The sequence below is a fragment of the Sphingomonas sp. J315 genome (genome assembly GCF_024666595.1).
Taxonomy (GTDB): Bacteria; Pseudomonadota; Alphaproteobacteria; order Sphingomonadales; family Sphingomonadaceae; genus Sphingomonas.
The window spans coordinates 1,398,916-1,419,289 of the sequence record NZ_CP088296.1 but is presented as its reverse complement, the minus strand read 5'-3'; the positions used below and the strand labels follow the sequence as shown (position 1 = coordinate 1,419,289).

General features: G+C 66.2%; 15 protein-coding genes and 2 pseudogenes. 10 read left to right on the top strand and 7 right to left on the bottom strand.

What is annotated here, in order from left to right; all coding sequences use genetic code 11:
• The first annotated feature begins 7 nt into the window (after positions 1 to 7).
• Together LRS08_RS07290 and LRS08_RS07285 are read left to right on the top strand one after the other, a co-directional pair.
• Positions 8 to 211: a DUF2093 domain-containing protein gene (locus tag LRS08_RS07290; protein ID WP_374580654.1), complete on the top strand. Its 204-nt coding sequence runs from the start codon at positions 8 to 10 to the stop codon at positions 209 to 211.
• A 44-nt stretch (positions 212 to 255) separates the two neighbouring features.
• Positions 256 to 1,124 (top strand): annotated as a pseudogene (locus LRS08_RS07285) (M23 family metallopeptidase).
• 14 nt (positions 1,125 to 1,138) lie between these two features.
• On the opposite strand, the gene LRS08_RS07280 reads toward LRS08_RS07285, so the two are convergent.
• Positions 1,139 to 1,669 carry a hypothetical protein gene (locus tag LRS08_RS07280; protein ID WP_257844295.1) on the bottom strand — a complete coding sequence of 177 codons (531 nt, stop codon included), beginning with the start codon at positions 1,667 to 1,669 and terminating at the stop codon, positions 1,139 to 1,141.
• A 269-nt stretch (positions 1,670 to 1,938) separates the two neighbouring features.
• Between LRS08_RS07280 and LRS08_RS07275 the strand changes: the two genes are divergently transcribed.
• A complete protein-coding gene (locus LRS08_RS07275; protein ID WP_260481503.1) occupies positions 1,939 to 4,917 on the top strand; it encodes a TonB-dependent receptor domain-containing protein in 2,979 nt (992 codons plus the stop codon).
• Positions 4,918 to 5,041: 124 nt separating this feature from the next.
• Here LRS08_RS07275 and LRS08_RS07270 read toward each other — a convergent pair whose 3' ends face one another.
• Positions 5,042 to 6,064 (bottom strand): hypothetical protein, encoded by a 1,023-nt coding sequence (locus tag LRS08_RS07270; RefSeq protein WP_260481502.1) that lies wholly within the window; start codon positions 6,062 to 6,064, stop codon positions 5,042 to 5,044.
• Positions 6,065 to 6,147: 83 nt separating this feature from the next.
• On the opposite strand from LRS08_RS07270, the gene LRS08_RS07265 reads away from it, so the two are divergent.
• Positions 6,148 to 7,305: an aspartyl/asparaginyl beta-hydroxylase domain-containing protein gene (locus LRS08_RS07265; protein ID WP_260481501.1), complete on the top strand. Its 1,158-nt coding sequence runs from the start codon at positions 6,148 to 6,150 to the stop codon at positions 7,303 to 7,305.
• A gap of 70 nt (positions 7,306 to 7,375) precedes the next feature.
• The gene (locus tag LRS08_RS07260; protein ID WP_257844301.1) at positions 7,376 to 7,618 is read left to right on the top strand and encodes a hypothetical protein; all 243 of its coding nucleotides are present in this window, start codon (positions 7,376 to 7,378) and stop codon (positions 7,616 to 7,618) included.
• 111 nt (positions 7,619 to 7,729) lie between these two features.
• Here LRS08_RS07260 and clpB read toward each other — a convergent pair whose 3' ends face one another.
• The gene (gene clpB, locus LRS08_RS07255; RefSeq protein WP_257844302.1) at positions 7,730 to 10,309 is read right to left on the bottom strand and encodes an ATP-dependent chaperone ClpB; all 2,580 of its coding nucleotides are present in this window, start codon (positions 10,307 to 10,309) and stop codon (positions 7,730 to 7,732) included.
• Between the two features lie 206 nt (positions 10,310 to 10,515).
• Here clpB and LRS08_RS07250 point away from each other — a divergent pair, with 206 nt between their 5' ends.
• The 3 genes from LRS08_RS07250 to LRS08_RS07240 all read left to right on the top strand — a co-directional run bounded on the left by LRS08_RS07250 (position 10,516) and on the right by LRS08_RS07240 (position 13,972).
• Positions 10,516 to 13,350, top strand: coding sequence for a pitrilysin family protein (locus LRS08_RS07250; RefSeq protein ID WP_257844303.1), 2,835 nt, complete (start codon positions 10,516 to 10,518; stop codon positions 13,348 to 13,350).
• Between the two features lie 29 nt (positions 13,351 to 13,379).
• Positions 13,380 to 13,679 (top strand): hypothetical protein, encoded by a 300-nt coding sequence (locus LRS08_RS07245; RefSeq protein WP_257844304.1) that lies wholly within the window; start codon positions 13,380 to 13,382, stop codon positions 13,677 to 13,679.
• Between the two features lie 119 nt (positions 13,680 to 13,798).
• Positions 13,799 to 13,972, top strand: a complete 174-nt coding sequence (locus LRS08_RS07240; protein WP_257844305.1) for a DUF1328 domain-containing protein — start codon at positions 13,799 to 13,801, stop codon at positions 13,970 to 13,972.
• Between the two features lie 2 nt (positions 13,973 to 13,974).
• Here LRS08_RS07240 and LRS08_RS07235 read toward each other — a convergent pair whose 3' ends face one another.
• Together LRS08_RS07235 and purE are read right to left on the bottom strand one after the other, a co-directional pair.
• Positions 13,975 to 15,042 (bottom strand): 5-(carboxyamino)imidazole ribonucleotide synthase, encoded by a 1,068-nt coding sequence (locus LRS08_RS07235; protein WP_257844306.1) that lies wholly within the window; start codon positions 15,040 to 15,042, stop codon positions 13,975 to 13,977.
• Positions 15,039 to 15,524: a 5-(carboxyamino)imidazole ribonucleotide mutase gene (purE, locus tag LRS08_RS07230; RefSeq protein WP_257844307.1), complete on the bottom strand. Its 486-nt coding sequence runs from the start codon at positions 15,522 to 15,524 to the stop codon at positions 15,039 to 15,041. Before purE ends, LRS08_RS07235 begins: the two co-directional genes overlap by 4 nt.
• 103 nt (positions 15,525 to 15,627) lie before the next feature.
• Between purE and ada the strand changes: the two are divergent.
• Together ada and LRS08_RS07220 are read left to right on the top strand one after the other, a co-directional pair.
• Positions 15,628 to 16,664, top strand: a pseudogene (gene ada, locus LRS08_RS07225) (bifunctional DNA-binding transcriptional regulator/O6-methylguanine-DNA methyltransferase Ada).
• On the top strand, positions 16,661 to 17,128 hold the full coding sequence (locus LRS08_RS07220) for a DUF1203 domain-containing protein (RefSeq protein WP_257844309.1): 468 nt from the start codon (positions 16,661 to 16,663) through the stop codon (positions 17,126 to 17,128). The pseudogene ada and the gene LRS08_RS07220 overlap by 4 nt, the downstream one beginning before the upstream one ends.
• On the opposite strand, the gene LRS08_RS07215 is transcribed toward LRS08_RS07220, so the two are convergent.
• Both LRS08_RS07215 and LRS08_RS07210 read right to left on the bottom strand, forming a co-directional pair.
• The gene (locus tag LRS08_RS07215; protein ID WP_308222996.1) at positions 17,125 to 18,642 is read right to left on the bottom strand and encodes a trypsin-like peptidase domain-containing protein; all 1,518 of its coding nucleotides are present in this window, start codon (positions 18,640 to 18,642) and stop codon (positions 17,125 to 17,127) included. The genes LRS08_RS07220 and LRS08_RS07215 overlap by 4 nt on opposite strands.
• A 73-nt stretch (positions 18,643 to 18,715) precedes the next feature.
• A complete protein-coding gene (locus LRS08_RS07210; protein ID WP_260481500.1) occupies positions 18,716 to 20,263 on the bottom strand; it encodes a DUF1570 domain-containing protein in 1,548 nt (515 codons plus the stop codon).
• Positions 20,264 to 20,374: the final 111 nt, after the last annotated feature.

Genomic DNA, 20,374 nt, shown 5'->3' with positions numbered 1-20,374 from the left:
CGTTGCCATGCTGATGTCGTCCAATTCCGCCCGTCCGGCGCGGCTTCATTATATGGCGAACGGCTTTCGCGTGCTGTCGTCGGGCGATCATGTTGTCTGCGCGGTGAGCGGGGAAAAGATCTCGCTCGACGCGCTGCGTTACTGGAGCGTTGCCGATCAGGAGGCCTATGCCTCGGCGGAGATCGCGACGAAGGCGATGACCACGGCGTGAGGAAACTTGGCGGGACGATCGTCGCGGGCACAACACTCGTGCTGATGGGCACGTGCAGCATCGTGCCCGAACCGATCGCGCCCGCCGTCGCCGCTCTGCCCCCGCCTGTCGCCGCGGCGATCCCGGCCCAGTCAGCGCAGACCCGCAACGCCTTTCGCTTCGACGGCCCGATGATTCAGGGCGGCACCGTACTGGGCACCGCGCCAGCGCTGACCAGCCGCCTCACCCTTGATGGTCGCGCCGTTCCGGTCGCTCCTGATGGCCGTTTCCTGATTGCGTTCGACCGCGATGCGGGGGCAGCGCCGAGCTGATCGCGACGCGGGTCGACGGCAGCGTCCTGCGCCAGAGCCTGACGATTCAGCCACGCGCCTGGCGGATCGAGCGGCTGAACACGCTGCCGCGCTATTCCCAACCGACTGCGGAGTTTCAGCGCCGTCGCCCCGGCGAACTGGCACAGATCAATGCGGCGCGGGCGAAATCGCATGACGTTCAGGGCTGGCGTCAGGATTTCATGTGGCCGGTGACCGGGCGCATCTCGGGCCTGTTCGGGTCGCAGCGCATCTACAAGGGCGAGCCCGGTTCCTATCATTCCGGGGTGGATGTGGCCCGGCCCAGCGGTACTCCGGTGATCGCGCCCGCCGACGGAGTCGTAATTCTGGCGGCGCACCAGGACTTCACGCTGGAGGGCAAGCTGTTGATGCTTGACCATGGGATGAGCCTCAACAGTGCGTTCCTGCATTTGTCGCGGATCGACGTGAAGGTGGGGGATTTGGTGCGCCGGGGGCAGACGATCGGTGCGATCGGGACCACCGGTCGTTCGACCGGGCCGCACCTGCACTGGGGCATGAAATGGGGCAATTCCCGGATCGACCCGCTGCTGATCGCGGGGTCGATGCCGGTTACTGCGGATTGAGGTAGCGCGGGCCGTTACTCGACCCGCATCATCCGCACCGCACGCCCGCCATTGAGCGATCCCATGAAGCTGCCCATCGCGGCGCGCCTGACTTCCATCGTGTCGCCCGACTTGGGCTCCTTCACCCGGAAGTCCTCCAGCGTCGTCCAGGTCGACCCGTCGTCGAACTTGATCCGCCAGCGGATGCGGTCGGTCTTGTGCGCGGAAACGACCTTGGCGGTGATCGAATTGACGACGGTCTCCTCGTCATCGTCCACGCCGTCGCCGAACAGCTTGATCCGCGGCAACGCAATGCCGAACAGGCGGCGGCGGGTTTGCTTGACCGTGTCCTTGCTGACCACGATCAGCTCGCGCTTGTCGCGCGCGGATTGAAGCGCCGCCGCAGCCTTGTCGAAGCAGGCGAGGCGCGCGCCGGAATCGGCGATGCCCCGGCATTTTGCGATGTCGTCGACCAGGACGGACGAGCGGTCACCCACCCCCGAATCCTGCGCGGCGGCGCTGGCGGGCAGCAGGACGGCGATCAGAACGGCAACGGCCAGGCGCATGAGAGTTCCTCCTGCGTAATTATCTATCGTTCCTGCGCCCTAGCTGCATCATCAAATAATCATGCTGCAGTGCAGCATTACATAAATGTGTCGTATTTGTCACAGTGGATACGAAACGAATGCGGTTGAATGATTGCGCATTGCAGCGCGGGAAAGCGCAGTCCTAGAACGCACGATAGAGCCGGCTTTTGTCCGGCCGACCACAGATGGCCAATCTGGTCAGACTTAGGGGGTTTGAACCTATGAAATCCAATCTTCGCACGCGCCTGATGGCGTCGACGCTCCTGATCGGCGTGTCGATGGCGGCATCGCCTGCTTTCGCGCAGGATGAGGCTGCACCTGCAGACTCGCAGGAAGTCGTCATCACCGGCACCCTGATCAAGAACCCGAACCTCGAACAGGCGACCCCGGTCGCCGTGATCGGCTCCGACGAAATCGACCTGCAGCAGGCGAACGTCGCAGAAGAACTGCTGCGTGAGCTTCCGGGCGTCACGCCGTCGGTCGGCTCGGCGGTCAACAACGGCAACGGCGGTGCGTCGTTCGTCAACCTGCGCAACCTGGGCTCGAACCGCAACGTCGTCCTGCTCGACGGTGTTCGCCTGGTCCCGGCCGAACTGAACGGCCGGTTCGACCTCAACAACGTTCCGCTCGCGCTGATCGAGCGCGTCGACGTTCTGACCGGCGGCGCGTCGACCACCTATGGTGCGGACGCTGTTTCGGGCGTGGTCAACTTCATCACCCGCCGTGACTTCGCGGGCTTCGAGGCGAATGTCTCGAACCAGATCACCGAGCTGGGCGATGGCCACACCTTCCGCGCCGACGTCACGATCGGTGCGAACTTCGACGGCGGACGCGGCAACGCGGTGTTCAGCGTCGGGTATCAGGAAGCCGACCCGATCTATCAGGGCGCGCGCATCCATGGTCTGTTCGGTCTGAGCTCGACCTCGGGCGGCGGCGGCGGCTCGGGCACGGCGGTTCCGTCGCGCTTCTCGCTCCCCGGCCAGGGCACCCGTCAGGTCAACGCGGCGGGCACCGATTTCAACCCGGGTACCGCCTTTGCTGCGTTCAACTTCAACCCGTACAACGTCTATCAGACGCCGTTCGAGCGTTACAACATGTACGGCGCGGCGAACTACGAGATCAGCGACGCGGTCGAAGTCTACACCCGCGGCATCTTCTCGAAGAACACTGTCGAGACGATCATCGCTCCGTCGGGCGCGTTCGGCATCGCGGTTGCGATCCCGCTGAACAACCCGTTCCTGACCACCGCGCTGCGCAACACCTTCTGCTCGGCCAACGGCATCGACGCGGCGACCTGCACCGCCGCCGCCAACCCGGCGCTGCGCCCGGGCGACGCGGCCTATCGCACGGTCACCAGCTCGCTGTTCCGTCGTGCGACCGAAGTCGGTCCGCGTATCAGCGAATACACGACCACCTTCTTCGACTACCGCCTCGGCTTCAAGGGTGCGGTCACCGACTCGATCGACTGGGATGTCTGGGGCAGCTACGGCGAGTCCGAGAACCTGCAGCAGATCAAGGGCTACACGCTGAACTCGCGCGTGCGTGACAGCTTCCTGGCGGCCAACACCACCAGCTGCTTCGCGGGCACCGCGGCGGGCTGCGTTCCGATCAACTGGTTCGGTCCTGAGAACAACAGCACTTGGACCGCGGGCGCGGTGGACTTCCTGAACGAAGTCTCGACCGTCCGTACCAAGGTGTCGATGGCCCAGGCACGCGCAATGCTGACCGGCGACCTCGGCTTCGCCAGCCCGTTCGGCACCGACTCGATCGCGTTCGCGGCCGGTGGCGAGTTCCGCGAGTATAAGGCGTCGCAGGCGTCGGATACGCTCGCAGCAGGCGGTGATCTGGGCGGTGCCGGTGGCGCCGCTCCGAACATCGAAGGCGGCTACAAGGTCTATGAAGCCATCGGCGAACTGATCGTTCCGCTGGTTCAGGACAAGCCGTTCTTCGAAGACCTGACGATCGAGGGCGGCATTCGCTACTCGTCCTACACGGTCGACGCGCCGACCAACCCGTCGTTCGACACCACGACCTGGAAGGTCGCGGCAAGCTGGAGCCCGATCGAAGACATCAAGTTCCGCGGCAACTATGCCCGCGCGGTCCGCGCCCCGAACATCGCCGAGCTGTTCTCGCCGGTGAACACGGGTCTGACCAACCTGACCGACGATCCGTGCGCCGTGTTCAACGACGCGGGTGCGCCGATCCCGGGCCGTTCGGCCCCGACCGGCGAACTTCGCGCGGTCTGCCTTGCGCAGGGCGCGACGACGGGCAACGTCAACTCGATCGCGCAGCCGATCGCGGGTCAGGCGAACGCAACGGGTGGTGGTAACATCAACCTGCAGCCGGAAACCGCAAAGACCTGGACTGTCGGTGCCGTGTTCACGCCGACCTTCCTGCCGCGCTTCTCGATGTCGGTGGATTACTTCAACATCCGCATCGACGGTGCGATCACCTCGCCCACCCCAGGCGACGCGATCCGTGCGTGCTTCGGTTCGGGTAACACCCCGGCTGCGGGCGCATCGACCACGCTGGCATGCACCCAGATCCGTCGCGATCCGCTTACCGGCGGCCTGAACGGCGACCCGAACACCACGGGTGGTCTGTTCCTGGCGACCTCGAACCTGGGCAAGCTCGAGACCAGCGGTATCGACGTTCGTGCCGATTATTCGCACGATGTCGGCTTCGCAAAGCTGAGCTTCACGGGCGCGGTGACCTGGACCGAAAAGTCGAAGTTCCAGGCCACCTCGGTCAGCTACGATCGTGACTGCGTCGGCTACTTCTCGGCCAACTGCGGTCAGCCGATCCCCGAGTGGCAGTGGTCGCTGCGTACGACCATGTCGATCGAGGCGCTCGACGTGTCGCTCCTGTGGCGCCACGTTGGGGGCACCGTGTACGAAGGTCAGGCATCTGACTTCGCGGCACGCGGCTTCTCGACTGGCTCGCGCAACCTGTTCAACGGCACGCTGCCGGCGAGTGCAGGGGGCCTGGCGGGCACCGTTGAAAACTTCAACGAAATCCCGGCCTATGACTATTTCGACCTGTCGACCCGGTTCACTGTCAGCGACAACTTCACTCTGTCGTTCACCGTCCAGAACCTGTTCGATCGTGATCCGCCGCTGGTCGGTGGTGAAGCGGGGTCGACCTCGTTCAACAGCGGCAACACCTTCCCGTCGACCTACGACTCGATCGGTCGCCGCTACGTGGCAGCTGCCAAGATCCGCTTCTGATCGGATCGGAACTGAATCGGGGGAGTGGGCAGCAATGCCCGCTCCCCTTTTCATGCCTGCCGTCTGGAAAAGCGCGGGCGTGCCGCCGCCGGGTGCGGCGAGCGCACATCGATGTTCGTTGGGTTCAGTCCAGCAGCGCTGCGGGTAGGTCGAGCGCGACCCCGGCACTGGCCGCCACCGCGCGTGCCCAGTCGTGCACCTTGGCAATCTCGTCGCCATGCGCGGCGTCGGCTGCCGCCCGTTCCAGCGCGCGCGCTTCCGGCGAGAAGTCGCGCCCGTCCTTGCTGTGCCGCCGAAACGCGGGATTGGCGTCGAGCAGCCCCGCCGCAGCGGCGCTTTCCGGAATGAATCCACGCCGCGCCAGCGCGCCGAGCGCGCGCGCAGGGTCCGCCATCAGCCGGTCGGACGACAGCGTGAACACCCGCCCGGGATGCGCGGCGGCGAGCGTGGCGAACAGACGGTGCTGGGCAATCCACCCCACCGCCGCGACCTGGAGGTCGCTCAACCGGAAATAGTCATTGGGCTCAAACCCGAGATCGACCAGCCGCTCGCGCAGCATCCCCTCAAGCAGCTCGCGCACCCATAGCCGACACCACAACCCCTTGCGCGCCACCGATGCGAGGAAGTCGGGCAGCGGCGCATACAGCAGCAGCGCGCGCGCGTCGGGACGCAGCGCCAGCATCGGCCCCATCAGCCCCGCAACGATGTTGGACGGCTTGAGCACAACCGTCTCGTCCGGTCCCCAGCGTCGCGCGAGCAGCAGCAGCGCGTCGTCGAGCAGCCGTGCGATTTCCGGCCCCGCCATCTCGCCACGGCGGCGAATTCCGACGATGTCGTTGAGCAACACCGGTTCTGACAAGGCCATCGCATAGTCGGGCAGGTCAATCGCGCGGGCAAGTACGGTCGATCCGCAAAAGGCCGAGTGGAACAGAAAATGGACCGGCGCTACCTGTGCACGCGCCGCCGCGACCGCATCGCTGCGCGACCCGATGTGCTGGGGCCGATCCCCCACCAGCTCGTCGGTCAGGAACGGCCCCTCGCCATGCATCGCGCGCGGGACATGGCGATACAGGATGCGGTCGCTCGCCCGGTCATAGCGGTGCGCCAGCCAGGTCGGATCGGTGGGATCAAAGACGGGGTCAGCCATGGATGCACGCGGATCTAGCCGGTTCGCAAAATCGGGCAACCATCTCTCTTTCCATCGTCTCGACGTGTCATTACGCCAATGTCATGTCGATATCGTCCCAGGAAGCCAATTCGCGTGGCCTTGCCGCACTTCGCGCGGGCGATGCGGCGAGCGCGGCGCAGTTGTTCGCACAGGCCACGGCGGCGGATCCCGGTGCCGGGAGCCTGCACCGCAACCTTGCCCATGCGTACCGTTTGCTCGGCGACGACGCCGCCGAACGCGCGGCGCTCGAGGGGGCGCTCGGCTGTGACCAGCGCGATCTCGGCGCGCTGATCCGCCTCGCCCAGCTGCACGAACGGCGTGAGGAGCGCCGCGACGCGCTGACCCGCTGGAGCGCAGTGGTCCAGCTGGGTGCACAGATCGCAGAGCCGGCACCCGAATTGCGGGCGCTGCTCGACCATGGACGCGCCTATTGCGCAGCGCAGACTGCGACGATCGCCGAGGCGGTGGAAGCGGCGCTGTCCCCCGCCGTTTCCGGATTCGACGCCACGGCACGGCGGCGCGCCGGAGCGTTTCTCGATCATGCTCTGGGGCGGCGTGCGATCTATCGCAACGAGTGCGCAGGGCTGCACTATCCCTTCCTGCCCGCCGACGAGTTTTTCGACGCGGGGCATTTTCCCTGGTTCGCGCAGCTGCGGACCGAGGCACCGGCGATCCGCGCCGAGCTGGAAGCGCTGCTGGCCGATCCGGGCGAAGCGCTGCGGCCCTATGTGCGTATGGACAAGGGGACGCCCGAAACCCGCTGGGATCCGCTCAACCATAATCTCGCCTGGGGTGCGTGCTTTTTGTGGGAGTATGGCGCGCCCAACCAGCCGGTACTCGATCGTTGCCCGCGCACGGCCGCGGTGCTGGCGGCATTACCGGGTGCGCGCATCCCGGGACGGGCACCCAGCGCATTCTTCTCGCTCCTGAAGCCGCGCACGCGCATCCCGCCGCATACCGGCGTGACCAACACCCGCGCGATCGTCCACCTGCCGCTGATCGTACCGCCGGAGTGCGGGTTCCGGGTGGGAGGCGAGACGCGCTCGTGGGTCGAGGGCGAAGCCTTCGCCTTCGACGACACGATCGAGCATGAAGCATGGAATGACAGCGATGAACTGCGCGCCGTGCTGATCTTCGACGTGTGGAATCCGCACCTTACATCTGACGAACAGTCGGTGATCGCCGATTATTGTGCCCTGGCGGACCGCGTCACCGAATAATGCTGCATCGCACTATTGTAACCCGAACTGGTCATGTTACGATCAATCCTTCTGTAAAGAGGGATTCCCCATGTTCGTAACGTCTCTACTGGCTGCCGCTGCGATGCAGGCAACGACGCCCACGCCCGCCACGCCGGCGCAGGATCCGGGCAGCGAGCGCGTGTGCAAGCGGATCGAAGTGACCGGCTCGATCGCGCGCAAGGAGCGCGTGTGCAAGACGCGCGCGGAATGGACGCGCCTCGCCGAATCGGGGAACTCCGTCGCGCGCGCCATCGTCGATCACGGCACCGGCCGACCCGCGGGCGGCCCGTAAGCGCCAGTTCTACCGAGGAAATACGAAGCTGCGTCCGGCCCGCGCCGTGTGCGGGTGAGCCGGACGCCAGGCTGGTAGCTGCGTACTCTTGGCGGTGCGCGCGCCGGCTCGTCAGGTCGCGCTCAGCACGAGCCCGCCATCGCCCTCGCTCACCTTGACGGTCGCACCGTCCCGCACCTCGCCGCGCAGGATTGCGTCGGCGAGGGGATCCTGGACATAACGCTGCACCGCCCGTTTGAGCGGGCGTGCGCCATAGACCGGGTCATAGCCGACCCGGCCCAGCCAGTCGCGCGCCTCAGGCGTGAGGTCGAGCGTGATCTTGCGATCCTTAAGCAACTTGCCGAGCCGGGCGACCTGGATGTCCACGATCGGCGCCATCTCGTCGCGGCCAAGGCGATGGAACAGCACGATCTCGTCGAGGCGGTTGAGGAATTCCGGGCGGAAATGCGCGCGGACGATCTCCATCACCTGCGGCTCGACGCTCGATACATCCTGCCCGTCCTCAAGCTGCGTCAGGAACTGGCTGCCGAGGTTCGACGTCAGCACGATGATCGTGTTGGTGAAGTCGACCGTGCGGCCCTGACCGTCGGTCAGGCGGCCGTCGTCGAGCACCTGGAGCAGGATATTGAAGACATCGCCATGCGCCTTCTCCACCTCGTCGAACAGCACGACCTGGTACGGGCGACGACGGACGGCTTCGGTCAGCACGCCGCCCTCTTCGTATCCGACATAGCCGGGAGGGGCACCGATCAGGCGGGCGACGCTGTGCTTCTCCATGAACTCGCTCATGTCGATGCGCACCATCGCGCTCGAATCGTCGAACAGGAATTCGGCGAGCGCCTTGGTCAATTCGGTCTTGCCGACGCCGGTCGGCCCCAGGAACAGGAACGACCCGAGCGGTCGGTTCGGGTCCTGCAGCCCTGCGCGGCTGCGGCGCACCGCGGTGGAGACGGCCTTGACCGCCGCCTGCTGGCCGATCACCCGCTTGCCAAGCTGTTCTTCCATCGCGAGCAATTTCTCGCGCTCGCCCTCCAGCATGCGGTCGACGGGAATGCCGGTCCAGCGGCTGACGACGCCGGCGATGTCGTCGGCGGTCACCTCCTCACGCAGCATCGCGACGCCGGTGGTGGCCTGCGCCTCCTCAAGCTGCTTGGTCAGCGCGGGAATCGTGCCGTAGTTGAGCTCGGCCATCTTGGCGAGGTCGCCCGCGCGCTGCGCCTGTTCGAGTTCGAGGCGCGCGTGATCGAGCGCTTCCTTGATCTTGGCCTCCCCCGCGATCTTGTCCTTTTCCGCTTGCCAGCGGCCGGTCAGCTCGGCGGATTGCTGCTCCAGATTGGCGAGTTCGGCTTCGAGCGCGGTGAGCCGATCCTTCGACGCCTGGTCACTTTCCTTGCGCAACGCCTCGCGCTCGATCTGAAGCTGCATGATGCGGCGATCAAGCGTCTCGATCTCCTCGGGCTTGCTCTCAACCTCCATGCGGATGCGGCTCGCCGCCTCGTCCATCAGGTCGATCGCCTTGTCGGGCAGGAAGCGGTCGGAGATGTAGCGGTTGGACAGGGTCGCGGCCGCGACGATCGCCGCGTCGGTGATCCTGACCCCGTGATGCAGCTCGTACTTTTCCTTGAGGCCGCGCAGGATCGAGATGGTGTCCTCGACCGTCGGCTCGCCGATGAAGACCGGCTGGAACCGCCGCTGCAGTGCCGGGTCCTTCTCGACATGCTTGCGATACTCGTCAAGCGTGGTCGCACCGATGCAATGTAGCTCGCCGCGCGCGAGGGCGGGTTTCAAAAGATTGCCCGCGTCCATCGCACCTTCGGATTTGCCCGCGCCGATCAGCGTGTGCATCTCGTCGATGAACAGGATGATGTGGCCGTCCGCGCCCTTCACCTCGTCGAGCACGCCCTTCAGTCGCTCCTCGAACTCGCCGCGATACTTTGCGCCCGCGATCAGGCTGCCCATGTCGAGCGACATCAATGTGCGGTCCCTGAGCGTGTCGGGCACGTCGCCATTGGCGATGCGCAGCGCCAGCCCTTCGGCGATCGCGGTCTTGCCGACGCCGGGGTCGCCGATCAGCACGGGGTTGTTCTTGGTGCGGCGGGCGAGGATCTGGATCGTCCGCCGGATTTCCTCGTCGCGGCCGATCACGGGATCGAGCTTGCCGTCCTTCGCCGCCTGGGTGAGGTCGCGGGCAAATTTCTTGAGCGCGTCATAGCGGTCCTCCGCCCCCGCCGTGTCTGCGGTGCGGCCGCCGCGCAGCTGGACGATCGCCGCGTTGAGCCCCTCAGGCTTCACCCCGGCGGCGGCGAGTGCGCGCCCGGCATTGGTGGTCGAGGCAAGTGCGAGTGCGAGCAGCAGCCGCTCGACCGTGACGAAGCTGTCGCCCGCCTTGCCCGCAATCTGTTCGGCCTGGTCGAGTACCCGCACCGCGTCATTGTCGAGTCCCGGTGCCTGTTGCGCTCCGCTGCCCGTGACTGCGGGAACGCGGGCGAGCGCCGCGTCGGTTTCCGCTACCGCGCGCTTCGCGTCGCCGCCCGCCGCCTGGATCAGCCCGGCGGCCATCCCCTGCTCATCCTCGAGCAGCGCTTTCAGCAGATGCTCGGGGCTGATCCGCTGGTGGTTCATGCGAATGGCGACGGTCTGGGCGGACTGAAGGAAGCCCTTGGCGCGGTCGGTGAATTTTTCGAGATTCATGATCGTCCCTGCTCTCCTTCACCGTGGGAGATGGTGTTGCAATTCTGCAACACAAGCCCCTCTGCAATAATTCTATGTCGCACGATTTGATGCTGCCGCGCCGATGATGCAGCAGCAAGCTGGGAAAACAACGCAGGGTTGCGCGCCCTCGACAGGCCGGTATGTTGTTGCGGTCGATACCTTCCACTTCGGGAACTCTCCGCACCATGAAACCAGCCTTTGCCAGCCTGACCGCGATCGCGGTCGTGCTCAGCGCCCCCGTATACGCCCAGCAGGCTCCCGCTCCGACGGTCGCAGCCGTGCCCGTCGCCGATCTCGTGAAGCGGGTTGACATTCCCTATGAGCAGTTCGTGCTCGCCAACGGTCTGCGCGTCATCGTCCATACCGATCGCAAGGCACCGATCGTCGGCGTCGCCGTGTGGTACGATGTCGGGTCGAAGCATGAGCCGAAGGGCAAGACCGGGTTTGCCCATCTGTTCGAACACCTGATGTTCAATGGCTCCGAGAATTCGCCGGGAGAGTTCTTCGAGCCGCTCAAGGAAGTAGGCGCGACCGACTACAACGGCACGACCAATGTCGATCGCACCAACTATTTCCAGACCGTGCCGCGCGCTGCGCTCGACCGGGCGCTGTTCCTGGAGAGCGACCGCATGGGCTATCTGCTCGGCGCGGTGACCCAGGCGAAGCTCGACGAGCAGCGTGGCGTTGTGCAGAACGAGAAGCGCCAAGGTGACAACCAGCCCTATGGCCTGCTGCGCTACAAGATTACCGAGGGGCTGTTCCCCGAGGGACACCCGTACCGCCATTCGACGATCGGTTCGATGGCCGATCTCGACGCCGCCAGCCTCGACGACGTCAAGAACTGGTTCCGCCAATATTATGGCCCGAACAATGCGGTGCTGGTGCTGGCGGGCGATATCGACGCCAAGACCGCCAGGCCGCTGGTCGAGAAGTATTTCGGCGCGATCAAGGCCGGTCCCAAGACAGCCGAGCCCAAGATCACGGTGCCGACCTTGGCCGAGGCCAAGGCGGAAGTGATGAAGGATCGCGTCGCGGTGACCCGCATCTATCGCATGTGGGCGGTGCCGGGCATGCGCGAGGCGGACTCGACCGTGCTCGACGCATCGGTCGGCGTGCTGGGCGGCCTTGCCAGCTCGCGGCTCGACAATATCCTGGTCAAGCAGGAGAAGCTGGCGGTCGGCGTCAGCGCGTTCAACCAGTCGATGGCACAGGCCGGGATGGTGCTGATCTCCGCCGATGTCCGTCCGGGTGTCGATGCGGCCAAGGTGGGCGAACGGCTCGACGCGATCATCGCCGATTTCATCAAGACGGGTCCTACCGCCGAAGAACTGGAGCGATACAAGACGCGCACTGCGTCGTCGCGCATTCGTGGTCTTGAATCGGTTGGCGGCTTTGGCGGCAAGGCAGTGACGCTGGCGTCGGGCGCGCTCTACATGAACGATCCGGGCTATTACAAGAAACAGCTCGCGACGCTGGCCGCCGTGACGCCGGAACAGGCGCGGGCAGTGACCGCCAAGTGGCTGTCGCGTCCCGTCTATGCGCTGACGATCGAGCCGGGTGCGCGCGAAGCCTATGCCGAGGCCGCCGGTGCTCCCAAGGACAAGGTCAAGGTCGCGGACGAAGTGGTAAAGGGTACGCGCGGCGAGCTGCCCGGCGTCGCGGAGGTCAAGGATATCGACTTCCCGACCGTTACCCGCACCACGCTGTCGAACGGGATCGAGCTGGTCTATGCACAGCGCGATGCGGTGCCGGTGACACAGGCGGTCATCACATTTGACGCGGGTGTTGCATCCGACGTGCCGACCGCGCTCGGCACCGAGCGGATGACGCTCGCGCTGCTTGAGGAAGGAACGGCGACCCGCAACTCGGTTCAAATCGCCGAGGCGCAGGAGCGGCTGGGCGCGGGTATCGGCGCAGACAGCAGTGCCGATCGCGCGACCATCTCGATGTTCACACCGAGCCCGAACCTGGCCGGTTCGCTCGACCTGATGGCCGATATTGCGCGCAACCCGAGCTTCCCGCAGGCGGAGATCGAGCGGGTGCGCAACCAGACGCTCGCGCAGATCGCCCAAATTCGGTCGAACCCGGCTGGCTTGGCGCAGATGGCGATGCCGACGCTGATCTATGGCAAGGATTCGCCCTATGCGAAGACCGCCGCGCTGGCCGGCGACGCGGCCGCAGTGAAGAAGCTGACCCGCGACGATCTGGTCAACTACTACAAGGCGTGGATCCGCCCGGACAAGGCCAAGATCTTCGTTGTGTCGGACCGTCCGATCGCGGAGGTGAAGGCGGCGTTCGAGGCGAAGTTCGGCGACTGGAAGGGCGAAGGTGCCGCCGGTACCAAGGATTTCGCCGCCAAGCCGCAACAGGCCGCGCCCAAGATCCTGCTGATCGACCGGCCGGATTCGCCCCAGTCGCTGATCCTTGCCGGTCAGATGACGCCGGTCGATCCATTCGCCGATCCGATCGCACTCGGCACCGCCACCGAAGTGCTGGGCGGCGACTTCCTGTCGCGCATCAACATGAACCTGCGCGAGGACAAGGCGTGGTCCTATGGCGCGCGCGGCGGCATCAGCCGTTTGGAGCATGCGGTGCCGTTCATCGTCTCGGCCCCGGTCCAGGCCGACAAGACGGGCCCGGCAATCCTCGAGATCCAGAAGGAGCTGAAGGGCTATCTGGGCGACAAGGGCATCACCAAGACCGAGTTCGACCGGTCGGTGATCAGCGCGATTCGCCGCATGGCGGGCCAGTATGAAACCGCAGGCGCGGTGCTGGGCGCGATGCAGTCGAACGACTTCATGCGCCGCCCCGACGACTATCAGGAGCAGCTGGCAAAAAAATATCGCGCGCTGACCATCCCGCAGGTTGACGCTGCGGCACGCGCGGCTCTCGACCCGAACAAGCTGGTATGGGTCGTGGTCGGCGATGCGTCGAAGGTGCGGCCGCAGCTTGACAGCCTCGGCCTGCCTGTCGAGGTGGTGAAGCCTGAAGCCGTCGGCCCTGGCGCCGGCGGCAACTGAGGCGACACCGGATTGCAGGAGAGACGAGCATGGCGAATGTCGATGGAAGCTGGGATACCGTAACCCACTCGCCGATGGGCGACCAGAAGGCGACCCTCACCGTAACCAGCGCGGGCGACAGCTTCACCGGCACCTATGCCGGCGCGATGGGGACGACCGAGATCAAGAATGGCAAGGTCGATGGCGACAAACTGAGCTGGTCGCTCGACATCACCATCCCGATGCCGATGACGCTGACCTGCGAAGCCACGATCGATGGCGACGCGATCAAGGGCACCGTGACGGCTGGTGCATTCGGCAGCTTCCCGATGGAGGGCACGCGCGCCTGATCTAGGCGATGTCGTGAAATGAAATGGCCCGCTGCTCCTCGGAGTGGCGGGCTTTTTCGTGGGTGCGGGGCAACTCCGGGCGGCTGGCGCGTTCTCCTTCGCATAGAGGGAGATTTCAGATGCTGCGTGCTGCCTTCATCTTCGCGATCATCGCGCTCGTGCTCGGGCTGCTGGGCTTTGGCGGGATTGCCGGGTTTGCCTGGGATATCGCCAAGATCCTGTTCTTCATCGCATTGGCGGTGGCTGTGCTGTTCCTGGTTCTGGGCGTGACGATCTACAAGAAGGTTACCTGAGCCTAGCGGGTCACGCGGGTAACGTGACCCATCTTGCGGCCCGGGCGGGCCTCATGCTTCCCGTAGAGGTGCAGATGCGTACCGGGTTCGGCGAGCAGTTCGTGCCAGGCATCGACATCGTCGCCGATCAGGTTGCGCATCTCGACCGACGTGCCGGTGAGGGTCACCGGGCCGAGCGGGAGGCCGAGCACTGCGCGCACATGATTTTCGAACTGCGAGGTTTCTGCACCCTCGATCGTCCAATGGCCGCTATTGTGGACGCGCGGGGCCATTTCGTTGAACACCGGGCCGTCGGGCGTGGCGAAGAACTCGCAGGTCAGCAGCCCGACATGGTCGAGTCGGTCCGCCAACTGCGTCGCGAGTGCGATGGCGGCGGGGCCCTGTTCGAGGATCGCGGTGGGTGCGGGGGCGGTCGATCGGTCGAGGATGCCGCCGACATGTTCGTTGTGCGGCGTGGGGTAGGCGATGCTCGTGCCGTCGACGCCGCGCACCAGCAGCACCGAGAATTCATGGGTGAAGGCGACCAGCCCTTCGAGCACGCATTCGCGTCCGCCCAGCGCGGCCCATGCGGGGTCGGCGTCGGCGGCGGAGGTCAGGCGGACCTGGCCCTTGCCGTCATAGCCTTCGGTCGCGGTCTTGAGGATTGCGGGGGTGCCGATCGCGGCGATCGCGGCGTCGAGATCGGCGCGTGATGCGACCGCGTGCCACGCCGCAGGACGCCCGCCACATTCTTCTGCCAGCCGCTTTTCCCGCCAGCGATGTGCGGCGGTTTCGAGTGAGGCGCGACCCGGTCGGACGGGCGCATGGGCGGCGATCGTCGCGACGGCGCGCGCGTCGATATTCTCGAACTCATAGGTAACCACGGCGCAGTCGCGCGCGAAGGCGGCGAGCGCGGCTTCGTCGTCATAGGCGGCGCAGGTGAAGGCGGCGGCGACATCGCACGCCGGGCCGCTTTCGGGTGCATAGATGTGAACGCGATAGCCGAGCTGCGCGGCGGCGACCGCGATCATCCGGCCGAGCTGGCCGCTGCCCAGGATTCCGAGGGTACTGCCGGGCGGGATCGCGGTCATTCGGGATCCGTGGCGACGCTTTCGGTCTGGCGCGCGCGCCATGCCTTGAGCCGTTCGGCGAGCGCAGTGTCGCTGGTGGCGAGGATCGCGGCGGCGAGCAGGCCGGCGTTGATCGCCCCCGCCTTGCCGATCGCCAGCGTGCCGACGGGGATGCCCCCGGGCATCTGGACGATCGAAAGCAGGCTATCCATGCCCTTCAGCGCCTTGGATTCCACCGGTACGCCGAGCACGGGGAGATGCGTCATCGACGCCGCCATGCCGGGCAGATGCGCCGCGCCGCCTGCGCCGGCGATCACCACCTTGAGTCCGCGATCCGCTGCGCCCGTTGCGTAATCGTAGAGCCGTTGCGGGGTGCGATGCGCGGACACCACCTTGGTCTCATGCGCGATACCGAGCGCGTCGAGCGTCTCGGCGGCGTGGCGCATCGTCTCCCAGTCGGAGGTGCTGCCCATGACAATGCCGATCAGTGGTGCGTCCGCCATTCGCCTGCCCTGAAAGCTGCGGGAAAGCGTCCCCCTAATGGCGTCGCGCTTTGGACGCAATGCGCGGGAAGCGATGTTGGTGCGATGCGCTATATCGGGGGACATGAACGACGCGATCCTCTCCGACGATGAGGCCTGGGAAGCCTTTCAACGCCGCGACCGCGCCTATGACGGGCGGGTTATTGCGGGGGTGCTGACCACCGGCATCTATTGCAAGCCGAGCTGCCCCGCGCGGCATCCGCTGCGCAGCAATGTCCGCTTCTTTCCCGATGCGGCGAGTGCACGGGCGACGGGGTTGCGCGCGTGCCTGCGCTGCAAGCCCGACGAGATCGGGCGTGAGCGGGTCGCTGTGGCGAAGGCGGTCGCGCTGCTGGAGGGGGCGGAGGAGACCATCGGGCTGGAGGCGCTGGCCGCGCAGGTCGGCTATGCGCCGCACCATTTCCAGCGCTTGTTCAAGCGGGCGACCGGGGTGACCCCGGCCGCCTATGCCCGGGGGTGCGGGCACGCCGTGCCGCCGCCGCGCTCGATACGGAGGACAGCGTGACCGATGCGATTTACGAGGCGGGCTATTCCGCGCCCAGCCGCTTTTACGAAACTGCCGCCGACCGGCTGGGCATGACGCCGAGCGCGTGGCGCAATGGCGGTGCGGGGGTGACGATCCGCTGGACGGTCGCGCCGACCAGCCTGGGGCCGCTGCTGATCGCGGCTACCGACAAGGGGTTGTGCCGGGTGGCGTTCGATGAGGACAGCCTTGCGCTCGCCGCCCGCTTCCCGCGCGCGGAGATCGTGGCGGGCGGTGCGGCGCTTGCCGATCTTGCGGCCCGGGTGGTGGCGGAGGTGGAGCAGCCTGGACGACATACCGACCTGCCGCTGGACGTGCGCGGGACCGCGTTCCAGGAGGCGGTGTGGCAGGCGCTGCGCGCGATCCCGCCGGGCGAGACGCTGAGCTACACCCAGCTCGCCATCGCGGTCGGCCGGCCTGGCGCGGTGCGCGCGGCGGGAACGGCGTGCGGCGCGAACAATGTCGCGATCATCATCCCGTGCCACCGCGCCCAGCGCAGCGACGGGAGCATGGGCGGCTATGCCTATGGCATCGAGCGCAAGCTGGTGCTGCGCGCACGCGAAGGGGTCGAGGAATGAGCTACATCGTCACCGGGCTCAGCCCCGAACCCTTCTCGCCGCTGTTCGGCCAGTCTGACGACGCGCTGACGGAGCAGGGCGTGATCCGGGTGCGCGCCGATGCCAAGCCCGGTTATCCGTGCCGCATCACGCTTGAGGATGCCGAGCCGGGTGAGACGGTGTTGCTGCTCAACCACGCGGATCATGCCGTCGCCACGCCCTACCGCAACGCCTATGCGATCTATGTCCGCGAGTCCGCGGTCGTGGCGAACCGGTTCGAGGGCAGCTTGCCGCCGGTCTTCGCCAACCGCCCGATCGCGCTGCGCGGCTATGACGCGGACGGGATGCTGCGTGGCGCATTGCTTGCGCTGGCGGGGGATGCCGAGGCGCGGATCGGCGACCTCTTCGCCCGGCCCGAGATCGCGTACATCCATGCGCACAATGCCGCGCATGGCTGCTTCGCCGCGCGGATCGATCGCGCCTAACCCGCCGGCTTGCAGCTATAGACCAGCCTCTCGTTGAATATCTGTGGCAGCGCGGTGCGGATCGACTGTTGGCGCGTGGCGAGTTCTGCGCGCGCGCTGGGGTCTGTCGAGCAGGACTTGACCTTGACGTCCGCCCGCCGCTTGCGCGCGGTGTCCATCTGCGCGGCAGACAGCAGGTAGCGGGTGGTCGAATAGGTGCGCGTCGTCGGCGCATATTCGAGCACCGAGACGGTCGCCTCGTCATCCGGCACGAGGATGCGCTGCCAGTTCTGCCCCGCCTCGGCATATTGGGTGCGACCGTTGACGCAGCCTTCGGGGTTGATGTCGATCGCTACATCCTTGGTATCCGACACGGTAACACGCGAGCGGACGGGGTCGATCGTGCAGACCATCTTGCCCAGGCCACCGGGCTGCGCGACCGGCGGCGGCACCGCGACGCGCGCCCCGCCATCGACCGCGGCAGGGTCGAAGGCGGGACGGAGGATGAAGGTCGCGACCGATGCGGCGATCAGCGCGCCGCCGCCGAGCGCAGTCAGGATCGCCTCGCGCTTCTGTTCGCGGGTCAGCAGCAGTCCGGCAATGCCGAGCGCGAACGCCCCCATCACCAGCAGCAGGGCGGCCCCGGCCATATAGTTTTCGCGCGTCACGATATTCTCGCTGCGTGCGGTCTGGATCGCGTCCTCGCGGTCGGCGGCCGCCTTGGCGGCGGCTTCGCGCGCGCGCAGTTCGTCCGCTGCGCGCGCCTGTTCGGCGGCGGTGCGATCCTGTGCCAGGCGTTCGGCGATGCTGGTGCAGGCGACGCCGTTGGATGGCATCGGTTGCTTCGCCTCACGCAGGAACGCGGCGACCTCCTCATTGCTGATCGCAAAGCCGAAGCTGGCGTCGCCATCGTCGGCGCGGGTCAGCGCCGCGTTGACACCGAGCACGCGCCCGCACGGGTCGAGCAAAGGACCGCCCGAATTGCCGCGTGCGATGCCGGCAGTGTGGAGCAATACCTTCACCCCCTGAAGGTCGCGGCGACCGGAGAACACGCCCTGTGAGCGGATCGGGGTCAGCGGAGTGATGAAGTCGGCGGACGTGCGTGCGGTGGCGAGATCGACATTTCCGGGATAGCCGAGCGCGATCATCGAGTCCCCCTCGCTGACCGGGCCGGAATAGAAGGTGAGCGATGGCAGGCGGATGCCGGTGAATTCGATCAGCGCCAGGTCGCGGTCGCTGTCGATCGCGATCAGCCGGCCCTGGAACGACTTGTCGCCCTCTGACGGGACGACGCCGATCAGGACATTGCCGGGGTAGCGCTCGGCGGATTCGACGACATGCGCGTTGGTCAACACGCGATTGGGCGCGACGGCAAAGCCGCTGCCATGGCCGAACCCGACCACTTCGCCCTCGACCGTCGCGATCGTGACGATGCGCACCACGCCGCGCCCGGCGGCGGAAATATCGTCATCGGCGCGCGCCGGGGTCGCCAGACCGAGCAGCAGCGCCAGTGTCAGCAACAATCGAGTCAACACAACGCGCCTCCGCCCGAACCAGCCTTCCTTCGCCAAAGCGATGCGGTGGTGCAACCCCAAGCCGGCGTCGCGCTCAGTCTGCGGGTTCCTTCGTTTTCTCGCTCTCATCCTCTTGCTGGTCTGTAGCCCGCGCCGCGAAGACCTTTGCCGGAGGATCGCCGCGGTCGATGGCCGCAATCATCGCGCGGGCCTGGGCTCCCATCCCGCCGCCGTGCGGATGAAAGGCGACCAGCCTCAGCGCCTCGCGCGCTTCGGCACGATTGCCATCGTTGAGGAACATCGTCGCCGCGTTCATCCGCAGGCCAAGGTCGAACAGCGCGATATCATAGGCTCTGGCCAGGCCCAGCTTGGCATTTTTGGTCGGCGGTTCGCCGGCAGAAAAATAGCTGCGGTAAAAGAGGATCAGCGCGCGCGGATCCTCCGGGTCCGCCTGATTTTCGGCGACGATCGCGCGACGGACTGCCACCCAGTCCTCTGGCTTGCCGTCGCCCTCTTCGGCCAGCGCGAATTTCGCCATTGCGCGGTAGAGCAGGGCTTCGGTGCGCTTGGGGGCGGCGGCAATCGCCCGGTCCGCAGCGGCGAGCGCGAGTGCGTAATGGCCCGCATCATACTCCGCTTCGGCCAGCGCTTCCTGGGCACCGGGGTCGGATGGATAGGGTGCGGCGGCCTTGCGCGCGTCGAGAACGACCTGCTTGGCCTCCTCCGCATCGACCCCCGCGCGCGATTGAACACGCACCGCCATGGTCGCAACCTCTCCCGGGGTCAGCTTGCGCAACGTAACCGGTGCCGTCGCAAGCGCAGACGCCGGGATCCGCTTGGCCGTGAGGCGGGTGCTCCGCAGATATTTGTCGAGCGCCTTGCCGAGCTCCTTGAGGTCGCCAAATGCGAGCGCGGCCTTCTCCAGCGACTCGCCGCGGTTCATTGCCGCGATATAGGCACCAAGCTGCTTTTGGCGCTCCGGGTCGCTCATCAGATAGTGGGTGAGCAACCATCCGCGGCCATAGATTGCCTCGCGCTTGTCCTCGGGCAGCTTGCTTGACGTCAGAGTGAGAAGCTGGTCGACCGGAAGGGGGTTGCCGCTGAGCAACCCAAAGCCGCGATGTTGGGGCGCGGCACCGATCAGCGCGCCGCCATCCTTTTCGAAACGAACGGTCGACCAATATTCCGCGAAGCCCTCGCTGAACCACAGCGGAAACGAGGCCGGGAGCGAGGTGAACATGAAATGGTGCGCATATTCGTGGCGCAGCACGGTGGCGCCGGACATTTCATAGGCTTCGCTTTGCCCGGACACCCGCGGAACAAAGGCGACATTGGCACCTGCGCGGGGGATGTAGAAGCCGCGGGTAAACTTGTCCTTGGTCAGCTTTTCGACCGATACCGATCCCGACAGAACGAATACCGTCACCCGGTTAGCGGGACCCGCAGCGGCCGGGCGGGCATTGGGGTAGAAGACACGCATCGTCCGTTCGAACTTCTCGAGCTCGTTCGCAAAGCGTGTGATCGATTCCGGCCTGTCATCGGCGAGAACGACGAAATGTTCGGAACTCGCCTCATACCATTCTGCCCGAGCGACAGCCGAGCATGCCAATAGCGCGACCGCAAATGCGAGTAAGCGAATCACGGACAATCCCCCTTCTTGCCGATGACCACGGGCGCGTGCTCCAATGGCGAGCCGACCTGGATCGCGCGCCCGACCTTTAGCCCCGCGCGATGCTATCGCGCGTCAATCGGC

What these genes read in the sequence shown, in the direction of transcription:
- purE (WP_257844307.1), bottom strand. Translation starts at nt 15,524, where the DNA reads ATGGCGGACGCACCACTGATCGGCATTGTCATGGGCAGCACCTCCGAC.
- LRS08_RS07270 (WP_260481502.1), bottom strand. Translation starts at nt 6,064, where the DNA reads ATGGCTGACCCCGTCTTTGATCCCACCGATCCGACCTGGCTGGCGCAC.
- LRS08_RS07240 (WP_257844305.1), top strand. Translation starts at nt 13,799, where the DNA reads ATGCTGCGTGCTGCCTTCATCTTCGCGATCATCGCGCTCGTGCTCGGG.
- LRS08_RS07235 (WP_257844306.1), bottom strand. Translation starts at nt 15,042, where the DNA reads ATGACCGCGATCCCGCCCGGCAGTACCCTCGGAATCCTGGGCAGCGGC.
- LRS08_RS07275 (WP_260481503.1), top strand. Translation starts at nt 1,939, where the DNA reads ATGGCGTCGACGCTCCTGATCGGCGTGTCGATGGCGGCATCGCCTGCT.
- LRS08_RS07280 (WP_257844295.1), bottom strand. Translation starts at nt 1,669, where the DNA reads ATGCGCCTGGCCGTTGCCGTTCTGATCGCCGTCCTGCTGCCCGCCAGC.
- LRS08_RS07260 (WP_257844301.1), top strand. Translation starts at nt 7,376, where the DNA reads ATGTTCGTAACGTCTCTACTGGCTGCCGCTGCGATGCAGGCAACGACG.
- LRS08_RS07290 (WP_374580654.1), top strand. Translation starts at nt 8, where the DNA reads ATGCTGATGTCGTCCAATTCCGCCCGTCCGGCGCGGCTTCATTATATG.
- LRS08_RS07265 (WP_260481501.1), top strand. Translation starts at nt 6,148, where the DNA reads ATGTCGATATCGTCCCAGGAAGCCAATTCGCGTGGCCTTGCCGCACTT.
- LRS08_RS07245 (WP_257844304.1), top strand. Translation starts at nt 13,380, where the DNA reads ATGGCGAATGTCGATGGAAGCTGGGATACCGTAACCCACTCGCCGATG.
- clpB (WP_257844302.1), bottom strand. Translation starts at nt 10,309, where the DNA reads ATGAATCTCGAAAAATTCACCGACCGCGCCAAGGGCTTCCTTCAGTCC.
- LRS08_RS07250 (WP_257844303.1), top strand. Translation starts at nt 10,516, where the DNA reads ATGAAACCAGCCTTTGCCAGCCTGACCGCGATCGCGGTCGTGCTCAGC.
- LRS08_RS07220 (WP_257844309.1), top strand. Translation starts at nt 16,661, where the DNA reads ATGAGCTACATCGTCACCGGGCTCAGCCCCGAACCCTTCTCGCCGCTG.